Source organism: uncultured Nostoc sp. (genome assembly GCF_937863485.1).
In the GTDB taxonomy this organism is placed as follows: domain Bacteria; phylum Cyanobacteriota; class Cyanobacteriia; order Cyanobacteriales; family Nostocaceae; genus Nostoc.
In genome coordinates this window covers 1-20,559 of record NZ_CALMFY010000055.1, presented here as the reverse complement: position 1 = coordinate 20,559, position 20,559 = coordinate 1, and the positions used below count along the sequence as shown (strand labels likewise).

Annotated in this window: 18 protein-coding genes and 2 pseudogenes; 9 read left to right on the top strand and 11 right to left on the bottom strand. The window is 41.0% G+C overall.

What is annotated here, in order from left to right; all coding sequences use genetic code 11:
- The first annotated feature begins 46 nt into the window (after nucleotides 1–46).
- Together Q0541_RS07920 and Q0541_RS07915 are read left to right on the top strand one after the other, a co-directional pair.
- Nucleotides 47–1,102, top strand: a complete 1,056-nt coding sequence (locus Q0541_RS07920) for a DMT family transporter (protein ID WP_298907896.1) — start codon at nucleotides 47–49, stop codon at nucleotides 1,100–1,102.
- A gap of 361 nt (nucleotides 1,103–1,463) precedes the next feature.
- Nucleotides 1,464–2,252: a DUF2996 domain-containing protein gene (locus tag Q0541_RS07915; RefSeq protein WP_298907894.1), complete on the top strand. Its 789-nt coding sequence runs from the start codon at nucleotides 1,464–1,466 to the stop codon at nucleotides 2,250–2,252.
- Between the two features lie 121 nt (nucleotides 2,253–2,373).
- Here Q0541_RS07915 and Q0541_RS07910 read toward each other — a convergent pair whose 3' ends face one another.
- A complete protein-coding gene (locus Q0541_RS07910; RefSeq protein ID WP_298907891.1) occupies nucleotides 2,374–2,868 on the bottom strand; it encodes a TM2 domain-containing protein in 495 nt (164 codons plus the stop codon).
- 723 nt (nucleotides 2,869–3,591) lie between these two features.
- Here Q0541_RS07910 and acsF point away from each other — a divergent pair.
- On the top strand, nucleotides 3,592–4,668 hold the full coding sequence (gene acsF, locus Q0541_RS07905) for a magnesium-protoporphyrin IX monomethyl ester (oxidative) cyclase (RefSeq protein ID WP_298907888.1): 1,077 nt from the start codon (nucleotides 3,592–3,594) through the stop codon (nucleotides 4,666–4,668).
- Nucleotides 4,669–5,152: 484 nt separating this feature from the next.
- Nucleotides 5,153–6,007 carry a metallophosphoesterase gene (locus Q0541_RS07900; protein WP_298907886.1) on the top strand — a complete coding sequence of 285 codons (855 nt, stop codon included), beginning with the start codon at nucleotides 5,153–5,155 and terminating at the stop codon, nucleotides 6,005–6,007.
- A 117-nt stretch (nucleotides 6,008–6,124) separates the two neighbouring features.
- Here the strand turns inward: Q0541_RS07900 and Q0541_RS07895 are convergent, their stop codons facing one another.
- Nucleotides 6,125–6,895, bottom strand: a complete 771-nt coding sequence (locus Q0541_RS07895) for an SDR family oxidoreductase (protein ID WP_298907884.1) — start codon at nucleotides 6,893–6,895, stop codon at nucleotides 6,125–6,127.
- 334 nt (nucleotides 6,896–7,229) lie between these two features.
- Here Q0541_RS07895 and Q0541_RS07890 point away from each other — a divergent pair.
- Nucleotides 7,230–7,352: pseudogene (locus tag Q0541_RS07890) on the top strand (IS630 family transposase); the annotation flags it as partial.
- A gap of 146 nt (nucleotides 7,353–7,498) precedes the next feature.
- On the top strand, nucleotides 7,499–8,446 hold the full coding sequence (locus Q0541_RS07885; protein WP_298907881.1) for an L-lactate dehydrogenase: 948 nt from the start codon (nucleotides 7,499–7,501) through the stop codon (nucleotides 8,444–8,446).
- Between the two features lie 154 nt (nucleotides 8,447–8,600).
- Here Q0541_RS07885 and Q0541_RS07880 read toward each other — a convergent pair.
- The 4 genes and pseudogenes from Q0541_RS07880 to Q0541_RS07865 all read right to left on the bottom strand — a co-directional run.
- A pseudogene (locus Q0541_RS07880) lies at nucleotides 8,601–8,771 on the bottom strand (IS4 family transposase); the annotation flags it as partial.
- A gap of 10 nt (nucleotides 8,772–8,781) precedes the next feature.
- Nucleotides 8,782–9,999, bottom strand: coding sequence for a type I restriction endonuclease (locus Q0541_RS07875; RefSeq protein ID WP_298907878.1), 1,218 nt, complete (start codon nucleotides 9,997–9,999; stop codon nucleotides 8,782–8,784).
- A 271-nt stretch (nucleotides 10,000–10,270) separates the two neighbouring features.
- On the bottom strand, nucleotides 10,271–10,705 hold the full coding sequence (locus tag Q0541_RS07870) for a hypothetical protein (protein WP_298907875.1): 435 nt from the start codon (nucleotides 10,703–10,705) through the stop codon (nucleotides 10,271–10,273).
- Nucleotides 10,706–11,436: 731 nt separating this feature from the next.
- Nucleotides 11,437–12,504 carry a WD40 repeat domain-containing protein gene (locus Q0541_RS07865; protein WP_298907872.1) on the bottom strand — a complete coding sequence of 356 codons (1,068 nt, stop codon included), beginning with the start codon at nucleotides 12,502–12,504 and terminating at the stop codon, nucleotides 11,437–11,439.
- A gap of 622 nt (nucleotides 12,505–13,126) precedes the next feature.
- On the opposite strand from Q0541_RS07865, the gene Q0541_RS07860 reads away from it, so the two are divergent.
- Together Q0541_RS07860 and Q0541_RS07855 are read left to right on the top strand one after the other, a co-directional pair.
- On the top strand, nucleotides 13,127–13,309 hold the full coding sequence (locus tag Q0541_RS07860) for a hypothetical protein (protein ID WP_273767515.1): 183 nt from the start codon (nucleotides 13,127–13,129) through the stop codon (nucleotides 13,307–13,309).
- Between the two features lie 274 nt (nucleotides 13,310–13,583).
- Complete coding sequence (locus Q0541_RS07855; RefSeq protein ID WP_298907863.1) at nucleotides 13,584–14,276, top strand: pentapeptide repeat-containing protein; 693 nt, start codon at nucleotides 13,584–13,586, stop codon at nucleotides 14,274–14,276.
- A gap of 230 nt (nucleotides 14,277–14,506) precedes the next feature.
- Here Q0541_RS07855 and Q0541_RS07850 read toward each other — a convergent pair whose 3' ends face one another.
- From Q0541_RS07850 to Q0541_RS07830, 5 genes are all read right to left on the bottom strand, one after another.
- Nucleotides 14,507–15,478 (bottom strand): polyphosphate kinase 2 family protein, encoded by a 972-nt coding sequence (locus Q0541_RS07850; RefSeq protein WP_298907861.1) that lies wholly within the window; start codon nucleotides 15,476–15,478, stop codon nucleotides 14,507–14,509.
- 554 nt (nucleotides 15,479–16,032) lie between these two features.
- Complete coding sequence (locus tag Q0541_RS07845; protein ID WP_298907857.1) at nucleotides 16,033–17,013, bottom strand: aldo/keto reductase; 981 nt, start codon at nucleotides 17,011–17,013, stop codon at nucleotides 16,033–16,035.
- 236 nt (nucleotides 17,014–17,249) lie between these two features.
- Entirely contained in the window at nucleotides 17,250–17,753 is a 504-nt protein-coding gene (locus Q0541_RS07840) for a hypothetical protein (RefSeq protein WP_298907854.1), read from the bottom strand.
- A 15-nt stretch (nucleotides 17,754–17,768) separates the two neighbouring features.
- Nucleotides 17,769–17,957, bottom strand: coding sequence for a 30S ribosomal protein S21 (gene rpsU / locus Q0541_RS07835; protein ID WP_298907851.1), 189 nt, complete (start codon nucleotides 17,955–17,957; stop codon nucleotides 17,769–17,771).
- Nucleotides 17,958–18,079: 122 nt separating this feature from the next.
- Nucleotides 18,080–18,391, bottom strand: coding sequence for an RNA-binding protein (locus Q0541_RS07830; RefSeq protein ID WP_298907849.1), 312 nt, complete (start codon nucleotides 18,389–18,391; stop codon nucleotides 18,080–18,082).
- A gap of 398 nt (nucleotides 18,392–18,789) precedes the next feature.
- Between Q0541_RS07830 and ilvA the strand changes: the two genes are divergently transcribed.
- Nucleotides 18,790–20,301, top strand: coding sequence for a threonine ammonia-lyase, biosynthetic (gene ilvA, locus Q0541_RS07825; protein ID WP_298907847.1), 1,512 nt, complete (start codon nucleotides 18,790–18,792; stop codon nucleotides 20,299–20,301).
- Nucleotides 20,302–20,559: the final 258 nt, after the last annotated feature.

Sequence of the window (20,559 nt, the reverse complement as noted above, 5' to 3'; positions counted from 1 at the left end):
GGCAACTTAATATAATGAGCAATGCTTTGATTGCAGTAGTGTTATTGTGACTAGACCCAAAAGACCACATCGCCTAATTCATAGAATTTCGGGACAAACATATCTCTGGCTAGCAATGCTAATTTTTGCAGCATCTGGCGCAGTTACCCGGAAGCTAACAGAAATTGGTGCTGAACATTTCATAAGCAATCGCAATCCGATTTCTTTTTGTAATGTTTTATTTGTGGGAAACCTTTGCGCCTTGATACTTCTGATCCTAATCTATGGGCGACAGTGGAACAAAGCTACTTTGAAGCAACTCTCAAGTCAGGATTGGGTCAGTCTAACAGCAGTAGCTATTTTATCGGGAGCGTTGGCCCCTGGCTTAATTTTCCAGGCATTTGCACTCACAGGAGTGAACAATGTCATCTTGGTGGGACGTTTGGAACCGCCTCTAACTCTGGCTTTATCAGTCTGGTTATTGAGGGAACGGGTAAATATTTGGGAATTTATCGGAGCGATCGCAGCGTTTATCGGTGTTATCCTAACTATCATCCTTCAGCCTTCAACAGATGCCATGATGAACATGGGAGGTTTCAGTTTAGGCATAGGGGAACTTTTGGCAGCAGTAGGATCAGCGGCCATAGGTGTTTCGACGATTATTGGTAAGAAACACCTTTCGCAGATCCCTCTAGGAATCCATAGCATCTTTCGGACTGCACTAGGAACCGTAATCTTTTTCCTCATTGCTTTAGTCGTCTATGGCAGCGATCATTTTGCTAACGTCCTCTCACCGTTCTTGTGGCAATGGATGTTTCTCTATGGTGGATTGATTGTAGTAGTAGGTCAGTCTTTTTTAATTAAAGGCTTGAAAACTTCCACTGTATCTATGGCTTCCTTAGTTAGCTCATTTAGCCCAATTGTGGGCATTCTCGCAGCCTATTTAATTTTAGGTGAAGCTCCTACCCGACCTCAATATATTGGCGGTAGCTTGATTTTAGTAGGTCTATTCTTAAGCCAAGTTGGTATTTGGCGTCAAACTTCTAGCATTGCGTCTGGTAAGGTAAGTTCTACCCAAGCACACCAACAGGTAGAAACTGGTATGGGATTCAAGGGGATTTGAGTGAGGCAGAAGAATTTTAGATTTTAGATTTTGGATTTTAGATTGAATAAGACTTACGTAGAAAAGACTCCCCAATCCCTTTAAAAAGTTAGCTCTTAAAATCTCCCCCTTTTTAAGCTACGGTATAGACACATCTCTACACAGGATGCAAAACATCGTACTATTGAACAATCTAAAACCGCAAATCCAAAATTGAAGGGCAGGGGACAGAAGGGAAGAAAGCTTATGTCCTAAGCCTTTGCGTTATTTTTAACTGTACAGTTATTATTGCCTTGCGGTACTATTATGTCAAAATGAAAATACCCGATACCTCAAGGTGAGCGATCGCTCCGAAAGCTAGATTAAAGGATTGACCTGAGCAATGGCAGACCAAACCAATCACAATCAAGCGGGAGAAGTAGCTCCCAGCACTGTTGACAAGCAAGCTCCCAGTGTAGCTGAAGAACACGCTCCTAGTACAGACTCACCCGAAGCCACAGATATTCCTACTGCCAACGCGCCAGATCCTAAAGCCGCAAATCCTGAAGATAACCCCAATGCTGCTAAACCCGCTGCTGTACCACCCAAGCGAGAAAAACCCGCAGCTAAAGCCGCAGGAGGCGAAAAACCCGCAGCCGCCGCAGCAACAGGAGAAAAACCAGCCGCCGCAGCTAAAGCCCCAGAAGGCGAAAAAGCCGCAGCAACAGGAGAAAAAGCCGCAGGAGGCGAAAAAGCCGCAGCAACAGGAGAAAAACCAGCCGCCGCAGCTAAAGCCGCCAAAAAGGAAAAAGCTCCAGCTGTTGAAGATAAGCCATTTGTAGAGTTCATCGAGCAAGATTACTTGCCAGCTTTACAAAAAGCGATCGCTCAACAAGGTGTGCAAGATTTACAGGTGTCTTTTGCCAAGCAAAAGGTGCCAATCACTGGCTTTGAATCCGCCGAAGAATGCTGGCAAATTATCGGCAGTTGGACAGAAATCGGTCTGCGTCAGTTTAACTTGTATTTCCCCGAAGAAGATATTCAAGGGAAAAAGGGATTTTCCTGTAATGAAGGCAAAAAACCTAGCACTCTTGAGTCATTCTTAATCGATGAGCGCAGAATTACACTCGATTTATTGGTATTTGGCTTAGTTCAACGCTTGGACGGTCAAAAGTGGTTAGGTATAAATTAGTCATTGGGCATTGAAAAGAGGCAGAGAGGCAGTTCTTGTTGAGAGCAGAGGGGAAAGAGGTAATTTTTTATTCTCCTCCTTGCCCTCTGCCCGCTACTCCCCTGCTTCTTCCCCACTCCCCTTAAAGTTCGTGGAAATGGTAAGTAACGGCTCCAGTATTGGGGTCGTTATCAATTTTCACGTAACCTGATTTGTACATCTCATTGAGAGTAGCTTCCACTTCGACAAAGCTAGCTCCGGTGAATTTTACCCCTTGAGTGACAGTTAAAATACCACCTTTGCTTTCCGCCGCTTCGATCAGTTTCATCATCAGTTGGTTGCCTGTTGGGCGGTGAACTTCAGAGGCAACCACTGCTTGATTTAACGGCACACCAAAGGGAGATACACCCGCTTTTAGTCTTAGTTTGTATTCGTATTCGTCAACCATACCGGGCATGAAGAACAAATCCACGACCTGTCCTATACCAAACACACCACCGGTCAACAGCCACAACAACCCAGTCCCGATCTTGCCATTGTAGAAACGGTGCAGCCCTCCCACCCCGAAAAATCCGACTGCACACAAGATGTAAGAGACAAGAAGTCGGTCTTTTTGCTGATTGTTTTCAAGATTCATCTTGTTTTCAACTCTTTGGATTTGCTCTTGTTGTCTAAGATAGTTTTTCCATACTGTTTTTTATACCAAGCATGAATAGCTAGATTTACATCTTACACCAGTTGCTTTCTGGCAATTTTTGTAGGTGGGTAGTGATGTTCGCTCCAACTATAATTTGACGTTATGGGCAGTGTCCAACCTACAGTTATTGGAAAGGGTGCAAGATATCACTAAAATAATTAGAATTTTTCAGTAATTATGCTAGTCATGGATTGTTAATTTTAAGATGATCAATGTATTGAGAAAACCGCATTAATTTATTGTAGTAAGAACCAAAGAAAATTACTGAGATAGTAGTGCTTTGAGAATACAAGAGGAGCGTCCTAATCCACTTGATCAAAACAATCCTGATCACTGAACTACGTTTATTTGACTACCAATCCGCGATTTTTGATTCCGCAAACATTGAATTATTGTTGCAACTCTTAATGTTTCGCTTGCAAATTTATAACCCGTACCTTGGTAGACTGAACTTTATACAATTGGATTCTTGTGGGCTGTTGCGCCTTGCCAGAGCTTTACCCTTGGCTTTCTGGTGAGTCAGTTCGGTCTTCTCCCAAGGGGAGACGCCAAAGGCGATGGGGGTTTCCCTATGAGGAACTGCCATTAGCGTAGCGGTAGCGACGTAGGAGCGTCACCCGAAGGGTCTACTTAAGATAATAAAGACGAAAGAGCAATCAAGACATGGTAGATTCCCTCAAAAAACCAGGCTTTGAAGAAATCCGGCCAGGGATTAAAGTCCCGGCAAAAGAAACCCTGTTAACACCTCGGTTTTATACTACCGATTTTGATGAAATGGCGCGGATGGACATCTCCGTTAACGAAGACGAGTTAAGAGCCATTCTCGAAGAGTTTCGCACTGACTACAACCGCCATCACTTTGTTCGGGATGCCGAGTTTGAACAATCCTGGGATCATATTGATGGGGAGACTCGTCGGTTGTTCGTTGAATTTTTAGAACGTTCATGTACGGCAGAGTTTTCTGGCTTTTTGCTGTATAAAGAACTCGGTCGTCGCTTGAAAGGCAAAAGCCCCGTTTTGGCAGAGTGCTTTAACCTGATGTCACGGGATGAAGCACGTCACGCTGGCTTTTTGAACAAAGCTATGTCGGACTTTAATCTGTCCCTAGATTTAGGGTTTTTGACTAAGAGCCGCAATTATACCTTCTTTAAGCCAAAATTCATCTTTTACGCCACTTATCTTTCTGAAAAGATTGGTTATTGGCGCTATATCACCATTTATCGCCACTTAGAAGCACATCCCGAAGACCGGATTTATCCAATCTTCCGGTTCTTTGAAAACTGGTGTCAAGATGAAAACCGTCACGGGGATTTCTTCGATGCGATCATGAAATCCCAGCCGCAAATATTGAATGATTGGAAAGCACGGCTGTGGAGTCGGTTCTTCCTCTTGTCGGTGTTTGCGACAATGTATCTCAATGACATCCAACGCAAGGACTTTTATGCCACCCTTGGATTGGATGCGCGAGAATACGACATCCATGTTATTCAGAAGACTAACGAAAACGCAGGTAGGGTATTCCCGCTGATGCTGGATGTAGAGAATCCAGAGTTTTATCAACGGTTGGATACTTGTATAAGCAATAATCAGAAGCTGAGTGCGCTCGCTAACTCTAACACTCCCAAATTCCTGCAATTCTTCCAGAAACTGCCGCTTTACATCTCCAATGGCTGGCAGTTATTGCGGCTGTACCTGATGAAGCCAATTGATACTGTTTCTGCTCAAGGGGCAGTTCGTTAAGTTATAACAGGTTTGCGAAAGCTTTAGTGGTTCTGCTGATTGCAGAGCCACTTTTTTTTGCCAAAAATACTACCCTAAGGGGTACTACTCGTCAATAGGTCTAGGTTGTTAATTTGTATATGTAGTTTAACTGTAAACAAACATATGACAGACCGATCAAACAGAATTGGAATCATTAGACAAAAACCAACTCTAGTTTCAATATTTGAACTGCTAGTAAAAGTAATTACACCGAGTTAAGCTGATTTTTCCATTCTGATTAAGTAAATCGGTGAGAAAATTTATAAGTATGTAATAAAATTTTAACCTAGTAAATTAGAGTAAAATTTAATACGTTATGTACTGTAGTTTCCTCTTTCCCCTCTAGCTTGAATACATAAACTAACAAGGGTAGAAAGCGATCACCAAAGTTTGTGTAGTTTATTAAAGAATGTGCAACTATATCATGTATTATTTTTAGATAATTTCAGAAAGATTTCAACTAATGGTAACAAAAAAGAATAAAAGAAAGCGCCTATTTATTTTACTTGCCACCACTGTTAGCTTTTGTTTACTGATTCTGTATGCTTTTATCATTGAGCCGAATCGTTTTGTCGTCACACGTCATCAACTAAATCAACAATTCGCTTCTAACAATAATAGTTTCAAGATTGTCCAAATCAGCGACCTCCATCTCAAAAAATTTAACAATCGGGCACAACATATTGCCGAACAAGTTAATAAACTTAACCCAGATGTTGTACTCTTTACTGGAGATTCGATTGATAAAGTCGAACAGCTTGATGGATTTGATCGCTTTTTGTCGCTCCTTGACAAGCAAACAGCTAAGTATGCAATTATGGGTAATTGGGAATACTGGGCAGGTATTGATTTAAAACGTTTGACAAAAATCTATGCCACTTATAATTGCCGTTTATTAGTTAATGAAAGCATTTTACATAACTATGGTGATCGCTCTATATTAATCACGGGATTAGATGATTTAGTCAGCAAACCCGATTTAATCAAATCACTCCAAGGTCTTCGCCCTCAACAAAACCATTTATTACTTGCCCACTCACCAGCATATCGAGATTCATTTTCAAGTGATGAGTTAGCAAAGATAACACAATACAAACCACAATATATGTTATCAGGACATACTCATGGCGGACAATTATCATTATTTGGCTTTGCTCCTTTACGTCCACCTGGTAGCGGACGTTATGTCAGTGGTTGGTATCGAGATGGGGCGATCGCCTTGTACGTATCGCGTGGACTAGGAGTTTCGGTTTTACCAGTCAGAATGGGTGTAGTCCCAGAGATTAGCTATTTTGAGTGGTTTCTGAACTCGGCTTGATTTTTTGGTGATATCGCCCCTCATATCTATCGAACTTCACAGTCTCTCGCTGTTTGTAAAGTCCAATTAAAATGAACTGCTATTTTTTCCACGTTTTTCTCTTTCATAAACGACTACTCACGTCGCTATATAACCGCCATCTACAACCAGAGACTGACCAGTTATATAGGAAGCAGCTTCTGAACATAAGAAAAGTACAGTCGAAGCTATTTCTTCAGGTTTGCCCATTCGTCCCATTGGAACCATTGTTGTCAACTGTTGACTTGCAGATTCAGCATCACCCATTTTCTCTGCCATCCGAACAATCAAATCTGTATTAATAATGCCAGGGTTAACAGCATTAATCCGGATATCCAATTTGGCATAATCAAGGGCTGCTGACTTTGTTAACCCCATAACAGCGTGCTTGCTTGCATGATATGGTCCAATGCGGGGGAAGGCTATAAGTCCACCCATCGAAGAATTGTTGACAATCACGCCTCCTCCAGTCCGAAGCATTTGGGCAATTTCATACTTCATGCACAGGAATAATCCGCGTACATTGACTGCTATAAGTTGATCAAACTGTTCAAGCGATTGTTCGTGGAGAGGAGCGTTCCCACCATCAATACCAGCATTGTTGAATGCAAAATCTAGGCGACCGTAGGTTTCTACCGTCTTGCTCACAAGTGCTTCCACCTCAGATACTTGGGCGACATCTGTTTTAACAAACAAGGCTTCACTCCCAGCTTGTTTAATTAGATTCACCGTTTCTTCACCTTCGGAGTCTCGACGAGCCGCAACGACGACTTTTGCGCCTGCTTTGCCAAAAGCGATCGCTGTCGCCTTACCAATTCCCGAACTCCCACCTGTAACAATCGCGACTTTGCCATCAAATTCACCTGTCATCAATTTCCCTCTGTAATATTATTTAGACGCTTTTATTGTAAACGTTCACAGGATTTACTTGGCTGTACTTTTGCCAACAAGATTGATAGCAGAGGATGAAACAGTATCCTTGTATTCGGGTTCAAAATTTAACTCCTTGTAGTTTGGTAATTGCTTTAATTTTTTTAAAGGCTTCAATTTATTCAGCAGTTGTTAGTAGCTTTGATTCTTGAGATTCTTGTTTATCTTCTTCAATCTCTTGTTCTATTTTCACTTCAACAGGCTGAGTTATTTCTTGACTAAGTGAGCGAGTCATTAACTCTACTAAACTTTTACGAATCAAATTTTTAACAAAGAGTTCTATTTTTTAGATTATTCTTTTTCTGTAGTTAAAGCATTATTCGACCTAGCAATCAATAGTCCAAATTTTTACCTCTCTAAGCTGAATGAATCTGGTAATTTATCACAAATGATTTAGGATTGCTATAAAATTTTAGTCAAGATAAAAAAGTACTATTTTATACTATATTTCAAAAATTATATTTGCAGAATAGCACTCCGGACTAACTAGCTGGAGTTAATATATACTTATTGATTCAGTTACAAAAAAGGTGAAATATAATCATGAGTAGCAAAACATCCAAGGTCGGTATTATTGGTGCGGGGAATGTGGGTGCAAACATAGCAAATGCTTTAGTGCTACTCCGTAAATGTGTAACAGTCGTCCTTTTTGACCGAACTTTATCAAAAGCTGAGGGGCAAGCATGGGATATTGGAGACAGCATTCCCCTACTTCAAGAGATGGAGATTATAGCATCAAACCAGTATGAAGATTTAGCGGATTCTGATATTATTGTCGTGACTGTTGGGGTGCGGCAAAAACAAGGACAGACCCGATTAGATATATTGAGCGACAATGCAGAGATTATGCGTTCGACGATGAAAGAATTGGATCGAGTTGCACCGAATTCAATCGTACTTATCGTTAGCAATCCAGTGGATGTACTAACGCGGATTGCGATCGCCAGTTCCACGAGAGCAGAAAACCTAATTTTCGGTTCGGGAACCGTTCTTGATACTGCTAGACTGAGATATCAACTTGGTAAGCGGCTGAATGTTGCCCTTCAAGACGTTCATGTTTATGTGATTGGAGAGCATGGAGACAGTGAATTTGTTGTTTGGTCTAATGCATTCATTGGGGGAATTCCGTTAACTGAATTTCCCATACCACAAGGAGAAAAACTGGAACAAATTCAGCAAGAGTACACAGAGTTAACGCGTAAGCGAAGCTATAGTATTACTGAACGTAAAGGAAATACTAGCTATGGTATATCAACGGTAGTTTGTCAGTTAGTTGATTCCATCCTGCAAGATGAAAAGCAAATATTTCCAGTATCCGTGAGAGCAGATTCTAACTATGGAATTGACAGTGATATTGTTCTTGGACTTCCATGTATCATTAGCTCAATAGGTATTGAGCGCCAACTGGTGTTACCAAGAAATGCTGATGAACAACGCTTATTAGAAGAGTCAGCCACCAAACTCAATCAAGCCTACAATTCAGGAGCATAATTAAAATCAACTCATATAGCCTGTCTAAAAATGCCCTTTTTTGAATATGTATAAGATGATAACTGGGATGACGAGTAACTAACCAGCGCATCACCTAATGCTGGCTGATGGTGTCGGAGGATGCCGGGTGTAGTACTGTTGTTGGTCCAATCAAGGCTAACATTCTTGTCAGTTCTGTAACTTCCGCCACATTTGGCCATAACAGTGTTAGCACCACTGCGACCATCAACGGGAAGTTAAGAATTCTGTCTCTTAGTCCCAGTTGATGGTAGTAGTTTTCTTGTGCAGTGATAGCCGATGTAACTAATGCTGCTAGTAAAAGCAATTACACCGAGTTAAGCTGATTTTTCCATTCTGATTACATCTGGGGTGAATGTTTGATGCTTGGCTGCTTCTGCCTCGTAACATCTGAGAATCAGTGATGTCAACTTATCGAAATCACTGACAGAGGAAATAATTACTTTCGATGTGGCATCCCCCACAGAAGCTGTTACTTCCTGTACTTCAAAATTTGAAGCTAGAGACTTTACTTCATCTACACTTAAACGAGTAATAAAACTTTTTTTCTGCGAAGATAGATATAGTCTCAGAAACCACCAGGTAGTTTTGCCAACAAGATTGATACCAAAGTATGAAGCAGTATCCTTGTATTGGAGTTCAAAATTGTAACTTTTTGAGGTTCGCGTAATTGCTTTAATTTTTTCAAAGGCTTCGATTTCTTCAGCAGTTGTTACTATTTTCGTTGATTCTTGAGATTCCTGCTGTTTATCCTCTTCTTCAATCTCTTGTTCTACTTCAAGTTCAACAGGCTGAGTTATTTCTTGGCTAAGTGAGCGAGTCATTAACTCTACTAAACTTCCCTGAATCGACTTTTTAACAATTGGTTTAAATTTATCAATAACTTTACCAGTCATTCGACCTTTAATTTCATAACTAGGGGCAACTGTACCGAGTTCAGCTACTAAGAAGCGAACAAATTCTTCAGAAGGAGAACGTAAAAGATTTCCTAGAAGGTGAGTCATACCTTTTACATAAACCATTTCTTCAGCATAGTTGGTAATAGCTGTAACATCAAAGTTATCACGGTGAAAAAATTTGAGGTTATCAATATCTTTGACATCATATTCCAAGATGTTAAAACTAAAAAATGGCTCCTTGTCCATGACATTTTTATCACGCAAGTCTGTAAAGAAACGGTACTCAACCCCATTAGTGACGATAGCTACTTTTGTTGTCAAAAGTCCATTAAAATAGCGGCTCAATTGTCCATCATGTGCTTCAGCTTTTTGACCACGGGCTTTTGCCTCTACGAGCATAACTATATTATTGTTAATAGCTAAGGCGTAATCTACCTTTTCAAACTGCCCTGCTTTTTTAATAGCAAAATCTGCCACGTATTCCGGCATTACTTCACTAGGGTCATAGACATCGTAGCCAAGAGCACTCAAAAAAGGAACAATCAGTGCCATCTTAGTCGCTTCTTCACCAACAACTTGGTCAGCCCGCTTACGCACTTGTTCAGACAGCTTGGTAATATCTTCAATGAATCCCATCTTGTTTGCTCCTGGTATATTAGTGAGTATTAATACAATATTTTTTGTAAAATAGGAGTGATTGTAAGGTGATAAAGTACATTTAAATTGAAAGTGTTAGGGCGATCGCCTTCCTGATCACTCCTATAAAAGTATTCCCAAACAAGTATCAGACGGTAACACTTATCACTTGTTCCCAGGTGCAATGGCATCGGTAATGAATGACAATAAGTCAGAATAATTTTTGATGAAGCCTCAGTCTATAGGCATTCTCAAAAGAAAAATGCTCAAGCTAACTTGTCATAGCTGCTTTGTTGCCATTTTTGCTGCCGCTGCCGTTCACACTGGCAATGAATGAGGGTTGCTGTGAACTGGGAACTGGTGACTCACCTCGTAGTCCCTTGTGGCGCTGGTTCTTAGGAACACCTCCTGCCATGCCGTACTCCACACTGCTTTTACCATATTGAGTAGCAACTCCCAACAGCATATGCTCTGCCATATCTGCCAACTCGCGCTCTGTTTGGAGCATGTCATGGTACATCTTATCAAGGTTGGAAAGAGCAGTGTTGTATAAATTCTCTCTAGTTCGCATCGTCTCAATTAGGGTTGAGAATGCCGGTAGGGTGAGTCCATTACCTACATTTAAATTCGGATCAATTGAGTTGATACCAGCAGCACGACGCGCTGCTTTTTCTAACACCTGAGAGGTTCTTTTTCTGCGAGCCATGATCTGAGCCTTGTAATCTAGTACGGTTAATATTCTTTACTTTAAAAAACTTCCGTATTGATCCGCTTGAGAGAACTCCGGCAATTCTGCAATGGTTTTTGTTACATAGCGATCGTTGTCATGAATGTGCAATATACCGAAATGAGTAAGCAATCAAGCTTTTGAAAAAGCAATATGCCTTTTTGCTTGCTAAATCTACCGAAATGAGTAAGCAATCAAGTATTTTGAGAAAGCAATATGCCTTTTTGCTTACTGAATTTACTGGAATGAATACGTGATATACCGAAATGAGAAAGCAATTAAGCATTTTAAGAAAGCAATATGCCTTTTTACTTGCTGAATCTACTGAAATCAGAAAGCAATCAAGCATTTTGAGAAAGCAATATGCCTTTTTACTTGCTGAATCTACCGAAATTAGAAAGCAATCAAGCATTTTGAGAAAGTAATATGCTTTTTTACTAGCTAAATCTACCGAAATTAGTAAGCAATTAAGCATTTTGAGAAAGCAATATATCTTTTTGCTTATTAGACATCTGTTGAAATTAATTATGCGTTGCCCAAAATTCTTGGTAGGCACAATTCACAAATTATGCCTACGTCGTTTTTGACACAATACGCTTGGGTTAGAGCCACAAAAAATATATTGTGTAGGTTCTTTTAAATTTCCATCTGTAGGTAATCTTACTTTTTACAGGTTTTGGAAAACCTCAATTCCATATAGCGAATTGGTATTAGTTAATTTGCCAAATATGAATAGTACTATCCTCATTGCTACTAGCGAGGGTTTTACCATCTGGGCTAAGAGCAACCGCTAAAACAGAACTGGAACCATCCTGAAAGGTGTGCAACAATTTTAAAGTCTCTAAGCTCCACAGTTTAATACTGCCATCAAAATTGCCGCAGATCAGAATTTTTCCATCGGGGCTGATGGTAAGAGATTCAACTGAACTAAAATTGTCAGGAAACTCATGCAGTAGTTTTCCAGTTTGAAGATTCCATAACTTCAGGGTACTAATTGCACGATTTCGAGAAACTAATTGACCAAAACTGCCAGTGACGAGCTTTTTGCTATCTGGAGTAATGGCAATAGCATCAACTCCGGTTTTATGTCCTTTGAGAACATGGCGCGTTTTTTTAGTTCGCAGATCAATTAGCCTAATTGTATTGTCATCGCCACCCCCAGTACTAACAAGGGTTTGTATATCAGGGCTAATTGTAACCTTACTCACATAATCTGAGTGTGCAGCAATGGTATTAAGCAACTTAAGCGTGTGTAAATCCCAAAGCTTGATTCTGTGATCATCACTGCCACTAACAATCAATCTATCATCTGAACTAATAGCAACGGTTTCTACTGGCAGCGTATGTCCACTTTCGATGTTAAGCATTAATTGAGTGCGTAAATCCCAAACCTTCATTGTTGGGGTGGTTATTCCACCACTTACAAGCAGCTTGCCATCTGGACTAATAGCAATTGAAGTAACACCATCTGAGTGAGCATCTAAACTACGCAGTAATTTTCCAGTCCGGAGATTCCAGAATTTAATAGTATCATCTCTACCTCCACTAATCAGGGTTTGCCCATCTGGGCTAATCACAATTGCTCGAACACCAAAAGTCACTTTTTTATGGCCTGTCAGTGTGTGAACAAGTTGAATATGTGATTGGGACTGAGTAATTCTACTCTTGACAATGGGAGGATTTGAACTGGAAGAATGGACATTAATGACAGTGATGTTTACTGCGATCGCTAAAGCTGTAATAGCTAGTTTGGATTTGAGAAAATTTAATAATTTCATGGCAATGAGGAACGCTATTATATAACAGGGTTCCCATTTTATGGGGTGCGTAGTTTACCGCCGTAGGCATCGCCCTTCATCCTCTTGATTCAAGTAAGGAAATATGCCAAGGGATGTCTGCCAAATCTAAGCAGTAGATAGACTGCTCAATTGCTATGTGTTTTCTAGTACATTACTAGCCAGTTGTAGAGAAGCGATGACCGAGCGCTGTAAGTTGCCTAAGAAGTGATTCTACAGCGTTGGGTCAACAACTGGCGATTTGTGGAGCTACTGAGGCATAGGGTAAACTATTCCTCGTGTAACCTTTGGGCTATTCCGTTCTCTTGATATCTCATTTAAACGGCAATTCAGAGACTTGTAATGCCAAATTGGCAGAATCTTTCTGTGTTCATTTGAAGTGCTGCCGCCACTTCACCTTTTTCTTAACACAGGAATGCAAAGAATTGATAGCAGTATGGTCAAATACCTCTGCTAGTTCAATAGATAACTTTTAGCAAAGTTCGTTAAGCACGTCCAATTTAGGTCGGTTGTTACACACACCAGTCTGATTGTGATTAGTCATAATGTAGTGTAGTAGTGCAATACATTGCACTGTTACAAAAGCTAAATACAGAGGTAAACTATGTTTCCTTTTTGGGGTAATCCCTGTTATGGAAGCGAACCCATTTCGCGCAAAGCTGGCTTAGAGCGGAAATTAAAATTCTTGATTTGGATGCGAGATGATTTAGAGTCCAAACTGGCTGGCGTTAATGCTTCTATTGATACCATTCGGCAACAAATAGAACGCTCAGACTCAACTGTTTAGAACTAAGTTCTTGTATTTGTAGTTAAGCCGATTGTAACTCCTTTGTGACAGAGCGCTGTAAATGGGCTGCATCAGTGTTGTAGGTCTTTGTGCAGCGCCCTGTCATAAACTGGCGCACAAAAGAAGTAGTCTTGAAAAACGAAGTCCAGCCTTTTGTGTCACTGGAACTAACCTTGAATAAATAACTTAAGACAGAGGTAGAGTAACCTAGAGTTTATTAATATCTGGAAGTTAAAGCCGTAATCGTCACTTAACGTGCCAAACACTTATAAAAATGAAAAATATTATCTCAATTGGTTGGAATAGCTGGTTAAAACGGCACAAGGAATCTATTTTACTATTTGACTCAATTGCTGCCGCTAATGAGATTGCCTTTATACTTAACGGTCAATGGGATGGCTGCAATGGTGTGATCATAGCTAAATGTGATCAGGTAGCTGTTAATACTGCGGCCAAACTATTAGAAGCTACATGGTGTTATCAAGGCGCATCAAAAGCTGTTTTAGACAGAGTAACAACTGATGAACTTTTACGCCGTTATGCAATGGGAGAAAGAAATTTTATTAATGCTAATTTGAGGTGTGCAGTACTTGCATCAGTAAAGCTGAGTGAAATTAACCTAAGTTATGCAAAGTTGAGTTTGGCAGACTTAAGTCAAGCCAATCTAAGTAAAGCTGATTTAACAGCAGCAGACCTAAGTGAAGCTAATTTAAGTGGAGCCGACCTGAGTAAGGCATATTTAATGAGGACAAACCTAACCAAGGCAAACCTGCAACAAGCTTCACTGAGGGGGGCTAATTTAAGTAGCGCTAACTTAGGTGAAGTTAACCTCACAGATGCAGACCTAAGAGGAGCTAATCTAGCATTAGCAGACTTAAGAGGGGCAAATTTTAACTTCTGCAATTTGAGTGGGGCTAACCTAACAGGTGCCAAGTTAATTGAAAGTGACTTGGCTTTTGCTCTTTAATGATCACGCCTGGAGGCGATTGGACTTAGGTGCGGTTTGCTTAAGTAATCAACAATAATAATGTGCGATAGCGTAACCGCCGTAGCCATCGCGCAGTATTCAGGGTAAGGATTTTCACTTTAATGCTTACTACAAAGTATTGTTTATTTATGCCTATCCACTTAACAAAGTATTGCCAAATTTAATTCGCAATAAATTCATGAAATGCTGTACTTTGGTAATTTCTTACTTTAATCTGGAACCACAATATTTTCTAAACCCTTTTCTGCTGGTGGAAATTGCGGGTTGATTGCCTCTAAAGTGTCTGCGATCGTTCGAGCTACTACCAAGTTACGATACCACTTATTGTTTGCAGGTATGACATACCAGGGAGCATGAGCAGTCGAGCAATTGTTAATCATCTCCTCAAATGCCACTTGGTAGTCATCCCACAGTACCCGCTCTTTTAAATCGTTGCTGGAAAACTTCCAATGCTTATCTGGATCTTCTAACCGACTTTCCAAGCGCCGTTTTTGTTCATCTTTAGAAATGTGAAGAAAAAACTTGATAACAGCAATGTTGTTGAGTGTCAGCATATGCTCAAACTCGTTAATCAACTGATAGCGATCGCGCCAAATATCCTCTGGTACTAGCTGTTTGACTCGCACAATTAACACATCTTCGTAATGAGAGCGATTGAAGATGCTAATCATCCCCCGTTGTGGTGCCCGCTGGTGGTAGCGCCAAAGAAAATCATGGCTTAATTCTTCATCGCTGGGCTTTTTGAATGACCAAACCTGACAGCCTTGTGGGTTAAGACCACCGAATACATGTTTGATGGTACCATCTTTACCCCCGGTGTCCATCGCTTGCAGCACGATTAGCAAACTGCGATGGTGTTCAGCATATAACCGTTCTTGCAAATTTTGCAACCGTTGACGCTGCTTTTCCAATTCTTCCTCAACATGCTTCTTTTTCTTGTAGCCCTCACAGGCATTTGGATCGAAATTAGCCAAGGTGATGGGCTGTCCGGGGTGAACTCGGTAGCGAGGATAGTCTGGTTTAGGCGGTGGCTCGTCTACAACGATTTTTTCAGGTGCCATTTCCTCGGCATATTCGGTTGTAATCTTTGCTGCCGCTTTTTTTGTCTTACGAGATTCTGCTGGTGTTGCGTTGCTGTTGGCAGTTGAATTATTATCTGTTGAACTATTTGACTGGCTCATAGGTTCTTTTAACTTTTAACTTAGATAGGGTTTACAGTGAGATATCCTTAATTTGCTCAATTTATTTGAATGCTTAATCATGGTGCTTGAGTGTGGGAATTTTTTGGCTAAAGAATGTCTTAGCCTGTTTTTGCTTCAATACCTCACTTAACCTTTAGTCTGTACCAAGTAATTTTAAACTACAGTAAATTGAGCGATATATTGTAGTATCTAGCTAAAGGATGATATTATAAAATTTATATCTTGTACTAACTATATAAAGTAACGTGAGTTCGACGGTCTTGCTATAAATCTCACATTACCAGATTAGGAGTCGTTCTATTTGACGATCGCCCTTCTGCCCCCTGAAAGGTTACGATAAAAGCTATTTTTGACAAGATACTTGCTAAAATAGCACTGTATTTTAATCGAAAACTAGTAATATAAATTACTAGTTAATCAGACATAATTAAGATATTTATGTTTGAATTTCTGTAAAATCTAAGTATTTTTCTTCTCAGACTTAAACCAAGTTTTTGCAATTATTCATATTCAAATTCAGCAACGTTGAAATTTTACTTAGTTTGAAAGATATTTTGTACCATTTTTTTGTCTGCATTCATCGCCGCCCTATCCAACTCTGCAATCTCATTGCCGTCTAATTGCCAACCCAATGCACCAATATTCTCCCTTGCCTGTTCGACGCTCTTTGCTCCAGGAATAGGAATGGTTCCTTTACAGATGCACCAATTAATTGCTACCTGTGACATAGTTTTGTTTCTAGACTGTGCTACCTCTTGGATACATGCCAAAAGCGATCGCATTCCTGGTAATATCTGCCTAAACAGCAGACCTCGGATGCCTTTGGGCAAAGGGCCTTGCTTAGAGTATTTTCCTGTCAGTAGTCCCAAAGCTAGAGGGCTGTAGGCAATCAATTTGATTCCCAACTCATCACAAAGGTCTTTAAGCTTTAGTTGAGTGACAGGATATGTAGACAACAAAGAGTATTGAACTTGCAGAGTAGTAATCGGAACGCCTCGTTCAGCAAACTTTTTCTGTACCTGCTTAAGCCGCTTAGGCCCATAATTAGATAGTCCCACTCCCTTAACCAGTCCTTGCTCATATAAATCGCCAAGACCATCTAATAGCCCTCCCTCTTGCCAAGGAGCATAGTTTGCTGTAGACCAGTGCATCTGTACCAAATCTACGTTTCTTCCCAGGCGTTGGGCAGATGATTTGCAAGCTTTTACCATTGACTGACGTGTCCATCTCCACGGGTAAGCAGCAAGCTTAGTAGCAATACAAATATTTTCTTTACCTGAACCTACATATTCTCGGTTGAATCGTCCCAAGAGTAACTCACTGCGACCATTCAATCTCCCTGTTCCGTAAGAATCACCTGTATCAAATAAAGTCACAGCGTTGCTTACACAAAGGTTAAAGACGGCTTGCAACTGGTCATCCATACTTTCGTTATATCCCCAAAGCAGTTGGTTGCCCCAGGCCCAAGTCCCGCAGCCCATGCTTGGGAGGGAGAGTTGTTGGAGAGTCTGCATCTTTGCTCTCTGTAGATTGCCTTATTAATTATCAGGTATTAACGCGCGAGTAGCATGATTATCAAGCAAATCAGGAGAACCCTCTAATACTTGTGCAACGGTGCCTATTTTGTTTTAAAAATTTACAAAGGTTTGGAACGTTCCCCGAAGTAGGGTCGCTAATTTCTTATTGGGCAAACAAAGCCCAAGCACATATATTTTTAGTCGGTTGCTAAAAGAGTGATTAGCACCAACCATTAGGATATTGTCGAATTTGCAAGGAGCCAAGCTTTCTGAGTCCATACGTTATTAAAGAATTCAACCTCTGGCACTTTTAATTCAAATGAATGAGGTGGTGATTGTAGCAATAAGCATGAACCTTTGTCATGAGCCTCAACTAAGTTAACTATCCAGGGAAGAAAGTCTAAGATTTCTTTTGGTAGTACAGTTAACTCGAAATCCCACACCAAATTAAGACCTCGCCAGACTTGTCCTTTTCTGAACGTCGTCACTCTACCAGCACTCTTGTTTATAGCCAGTCGAAGAATGAATGGGCGGAATGGGACAAATTCATCAGGTGCTGTATAAGCATATATATTTACATAGTTTAGTCTTTCCCTATAATCCATCCAAGATGCGATCGGTGAATTACTACTATAAGATGTACCAGTTATGATCACCGGCATATTCATAGCAGTTGCAAAGCTAGAGTAGAATTCACGCCTTAGTTCGCTAACAATATGTTTAACTTCTGGGTTCATAAAAGGCATTTATTATCAATTGCGGAAACTTCTCTTCCGCTGTTTGTGTTTGGCAATTGTTTTGCGTTTGAGCTTTTGCAGGGGCGTTTCAAAGTGACGGTGCTTCTTGATATCTGGGAAAATCCCCGCCTTGGACACTTCTCGCTTAAATCGACGTAAGGCTGATTCAATCCCTTCATTTTCGCCTGGTATTATCTGGGTCATACTATATTCCTACTAAATTGGCTTAATTGGTGGTAAGCACTCCAGTCAACCGAAGCGCAAAAAAAAAGGCAGACGCCTTGTCTGCCCTCAAGACCTTAGAGTTAAATTCTTGATTTTAGACCTTAATAGCGGCCAGAGGAACCACCACCACCACTATAGTTTCCTCGTCTACCACCAGAGGAACCTCCATCAGTTTTGGGTTTAGCTTTATTAACTTTTAAGCTCCGACCCATCCACTCAGCGTTATCAAGGGCTTCAATTGCTGCTGTTTCTTGTGCGTCCGATTCCATTTCTACAAAGCCGAAACCTCTCATCCGACCTGTTTCTCGGTCTATAGGCAATTGAACATTTTTTACCGTTCCGTATTCTGCAAAGACTTGCCGGAGGTCGTCTTCTTTAACCTCATAAGCTAGGTTACCGACATAAATTGACATATAATGTCTCCAGAATCAGGGGGTGTAGAGATTGAGATCCGCAGAGGTCTGTAATACAATTATCTATAAAAACAAACTACATAGCCGAATTTAATCTTCTATACAGAGTTTAACATGAATTGAGAAGTTATGTTCATAAGCAACACTATACTCATCTGTTGATCTAAATACTCAGACAGTTGACGAAACTCTTTTAAAATCAACCTACCAGCGATCGCATTTAATTTGAAGTCACCAAAAAATTTCAATCACTGAACTTATTTCTCTTCAAACAGTATTAGTAATTTTTAAATTTTATTCACTCAAAATTTCGCCTTAGTGCAATTAAATAAAATCAGTGCGATCGCTTGTAACGTAAAATTAATTTCCATCTGGCATTTGCTAACACCTTGACACCCATGTATTGCGACTACCTCATCCAAATTCTAACTGCCCGTGTGTACGATGTTGCCCAGGAAACACCACTGGAGTATGCTCCAAATTTGTCTGCGCGGCTAAATAATCAACTACTGCTGAAACGTGAGGATATGCAGTCAGTATTTTCCTTTAAACTGCGGGGTGCTTATAACAAAATGGTGCAACTGCCACCAGATATATTGGCGCTGGGTGTAATCGCCGCGTCTGCGGGGAACCATGCTCAGGGGGTCGCCCTTGCAGCCCAGCGCTTGGGAACCAAAGCGATTATCATCATGCCAATAACCACACCCCAAGTCAAGGTAGATGCGGTTAGAATGAGGGGCGGAGCAGTCGTGTTGCATGGAAATACCTACGACGATGCTTATAGTTATGCCCGTGAATTAGAAGTAGAAAAAGGATTAACCTTTATTCATCCTTTCGATGATCCCCATGTAATTGCTGGACAGGGAACAATCGGGATGGAAATTTTACGGCAATATCAGCAACCCATCCATGCGATTTTTGTAGCGATTGGAGGGGGTGGATTAATTTCTGGGATTGGGGCTTATGTGAAACGGTTGCGTCCGGAAATCAAGATTATTGGGGTTGAGCCAGTAGATGCTGATGCGATGTCTCAATCACTAAAAGCCGGACATCGGGTGCGCTTGTCCCAAGTGGGGTTATTTGCCGATGGCGTGGCGGTGCGAGAAGTAGGTGAAGAAACCTTTCGTTTATGTCAGCAGTATATAGATGAAATTATTCTGGTGGATACAGACAAAACTTGTGCCGCGATTAAAGACGTGTTTGAGGATACGCGATCTATTCTAGAACCAGCCGGTGCATTGGCGATCGCAGCTGCCAAAGCTTACGCAGAACGAGAACAAATCGAAGGACAAACCTTAATTGCTGTAGCTTGTGGTGCAAACATGAATTTTGATCGCCTCCGCTTTGTGGCAGAACGGGCAGAGTTGGGCGAACGCCGCGAAGCTATCTTTGCAGTCACAATTCCTGAGGAACGGGGAAGTATTCGTCGGTTTTGTGAATGTATTGGCAACCGTAATCTTACCGAGTTTAATTATCGCATTGCCCATGAAAAAACGGCCCATATTTTTGTAGGTGTGCAAATTCAAAACCGGGCCGATGCTGCAAAGATGGTAGAAAACTTTGAAGCTCAAGGATTTAAAACTCTTGATTTAACAGACGACGAACTAACTAAATTACATCTGCGGCACATGGTGGGTGGGCACTCTCCCTTGGCTCACAATGAATTGCTCTACCGTTTTGAGTTTCCCGAACGTCCCGGCGCATTGATGAAGTTTGTTACTTCCACCAGTCCCAATTGGAATATTAGTCTTTTTCATTACCGCAACAACGGGGCAGACTACGGACGAATCGTTGTTGGTATCCAGGTTCCCCCCCACGAGATGAAAGAGTGGCAAGCTTTTCTCGATAACCTGGGCTATCGCTATTGGGATGAAAACAAGAATCCAGCATACAAGCTGTTTTTAGGATAGGGGAGGAGTGGGGAGTAAGAATTTTAGATTTTAGACTTTCCTGCGGAACGCTACGCGTAGCAAGATCCCCGTAAGGGTACGGCTACGCTCAGTCGAACGACTTTGGATTAAAGAATTGAAATTTAATCCAAAAGACGCTCTCTACGAGACGCTCTTGCTAGCAAGATCCCCGAACGCAAGAGCGTCCCGTAGGGAAAGGGTATGCAGACTCTCTAAGAGTTGCCATGCCGCAGGCTTTACGCTGCGCTATCGTCAATT

What these genes read in the sequence shown, in the direction of transcription:
- Q0541_RS07915 (WP_298907894.1), top strand. Translation starts at nt 1,464, where the DNA reads ATGGCAGACCAAACCAATCACAATCAAGCGGGAGAAGTAGCTCCCAGC.
- Q0541_RS07910 (WP_298907891.1), bottom strand. Translation starts at nt 2,868, where the DNA reads ATGAATCTTGAAAACAATCAGCAAAAAGACCGACTTCTTGTCTCTTAC.
- acsF (WP_298907888.1), top strand. Translation starts at nt 3,592, where the DNA reads ATGGTAGATTCCCTCAAAAAACCAGGCTTTGAAGAAATCCGGCCAGGG.
- Q0541_RS07900 (WP_298907886.1), top strand. Translation starts at nt 5,153, where the DNA reads ATGGTAACAAAAAAGAATAAAAGAAAGCGCCTATTTATTTTACTTGCC.
- Q0541_RS07895 (WP_298907884.1), bottom strand. Translation starts at nt 6,895, where the DNA reads ATGACAGGTGAATTTGATGGCAAAGTCGCGATTGTTACAGGTGGGAGT.
- Q0541_RS07885 (WP_298907881.1), top strand. Translation starts at nt 7,499, where the DNA reads ATGAGTAGCAAAACATCCAAGGTCGGTATTATTGGTGCGGGGAATGTG.
- Q0541_RS07875 (WP_298907878.1), bottom strand. Translation starts at nt 9,999, where the DNA reads ATGGGATTCATTGAAGATATTACCAAGCTGTCTGAACAAGTGCGTAAG.
- Q0541_RS07870 (WP_298907875.1), bottom strand. Translation starts at nt 10,705, where the DNA reads ATGGCTCGCAGAAAAAGAACCTCTCAGGTGTTAGAAAAAGCAGCGCGT.
- Q0541_RS07865 (WP_298907872.1), bottom strand. Translation starts at nt 12,504, where the DNA reads ATGAAATTATTAAATTTTCTCAAATCCAAACTAGCTATTACAGCTTTA.
- Q0541_RS07860 (WP_273767515.1), top strand. Translation starts at nt 13,127, where the DNA reads ATGTTTCCTTTTTGGGGTAATCCCTGTTATGGAAGCGAACCCATTTCG.
- Q0541_RS07855 (WP_298907863.1), top strand. Translation starts at nt 13,584, where the DNA reads ATGAAAAATATTATCTCAATTGGTTGGAATAGCTGGTTAAAACGGCAC.
- Q0541_RS07850 (WP_298907861.1), bottom strand. Translation starts at nt 15,478, where the DNA reads ATGAGCCAGTCAAATAGTTCAACAGATAATAATTCAACTGCCAACAGC.
- Q0541_RS07845 (WP_298907857.1), bottom strand. Translation starts at nt 17,013, where the DNA reads ATGCAGACTCTCCAACAACTCTCCCTCCCAAGCATGGGCTGCGGGACT.
- Q0541_RS07840 (WP_298907854.1), bottom strand. Translation starts at nt 17,753, where the DNA reads ATGAACCCAGAAGTTAAACATATTGTTAGCGAACTAAGGCGTGAATTC.
- rpsU (WP_298907851.1), bottom strand. Translation starts at nt 17,957, where the DNA reads ATGACCCAGATAATACCAGGCGAAAATGAAGGGATTGAATCAGCCTTA.
- Q0541_RS07830 (WP_298907849.1), bottom strand. Translation starts at nt 18,391, where the DNA reads ATGTCAATTTATGTCGGTAACCTAGCTTATGAGGTTAAAGAAGACGAC.
- ilvA (WP_298907847.1), top strand. Translation starts at nt 18,790, where the DNA reads ATGTATTGCGACTACCTCATCCAAATTCTAACTGCCCGTGTGTACGAT.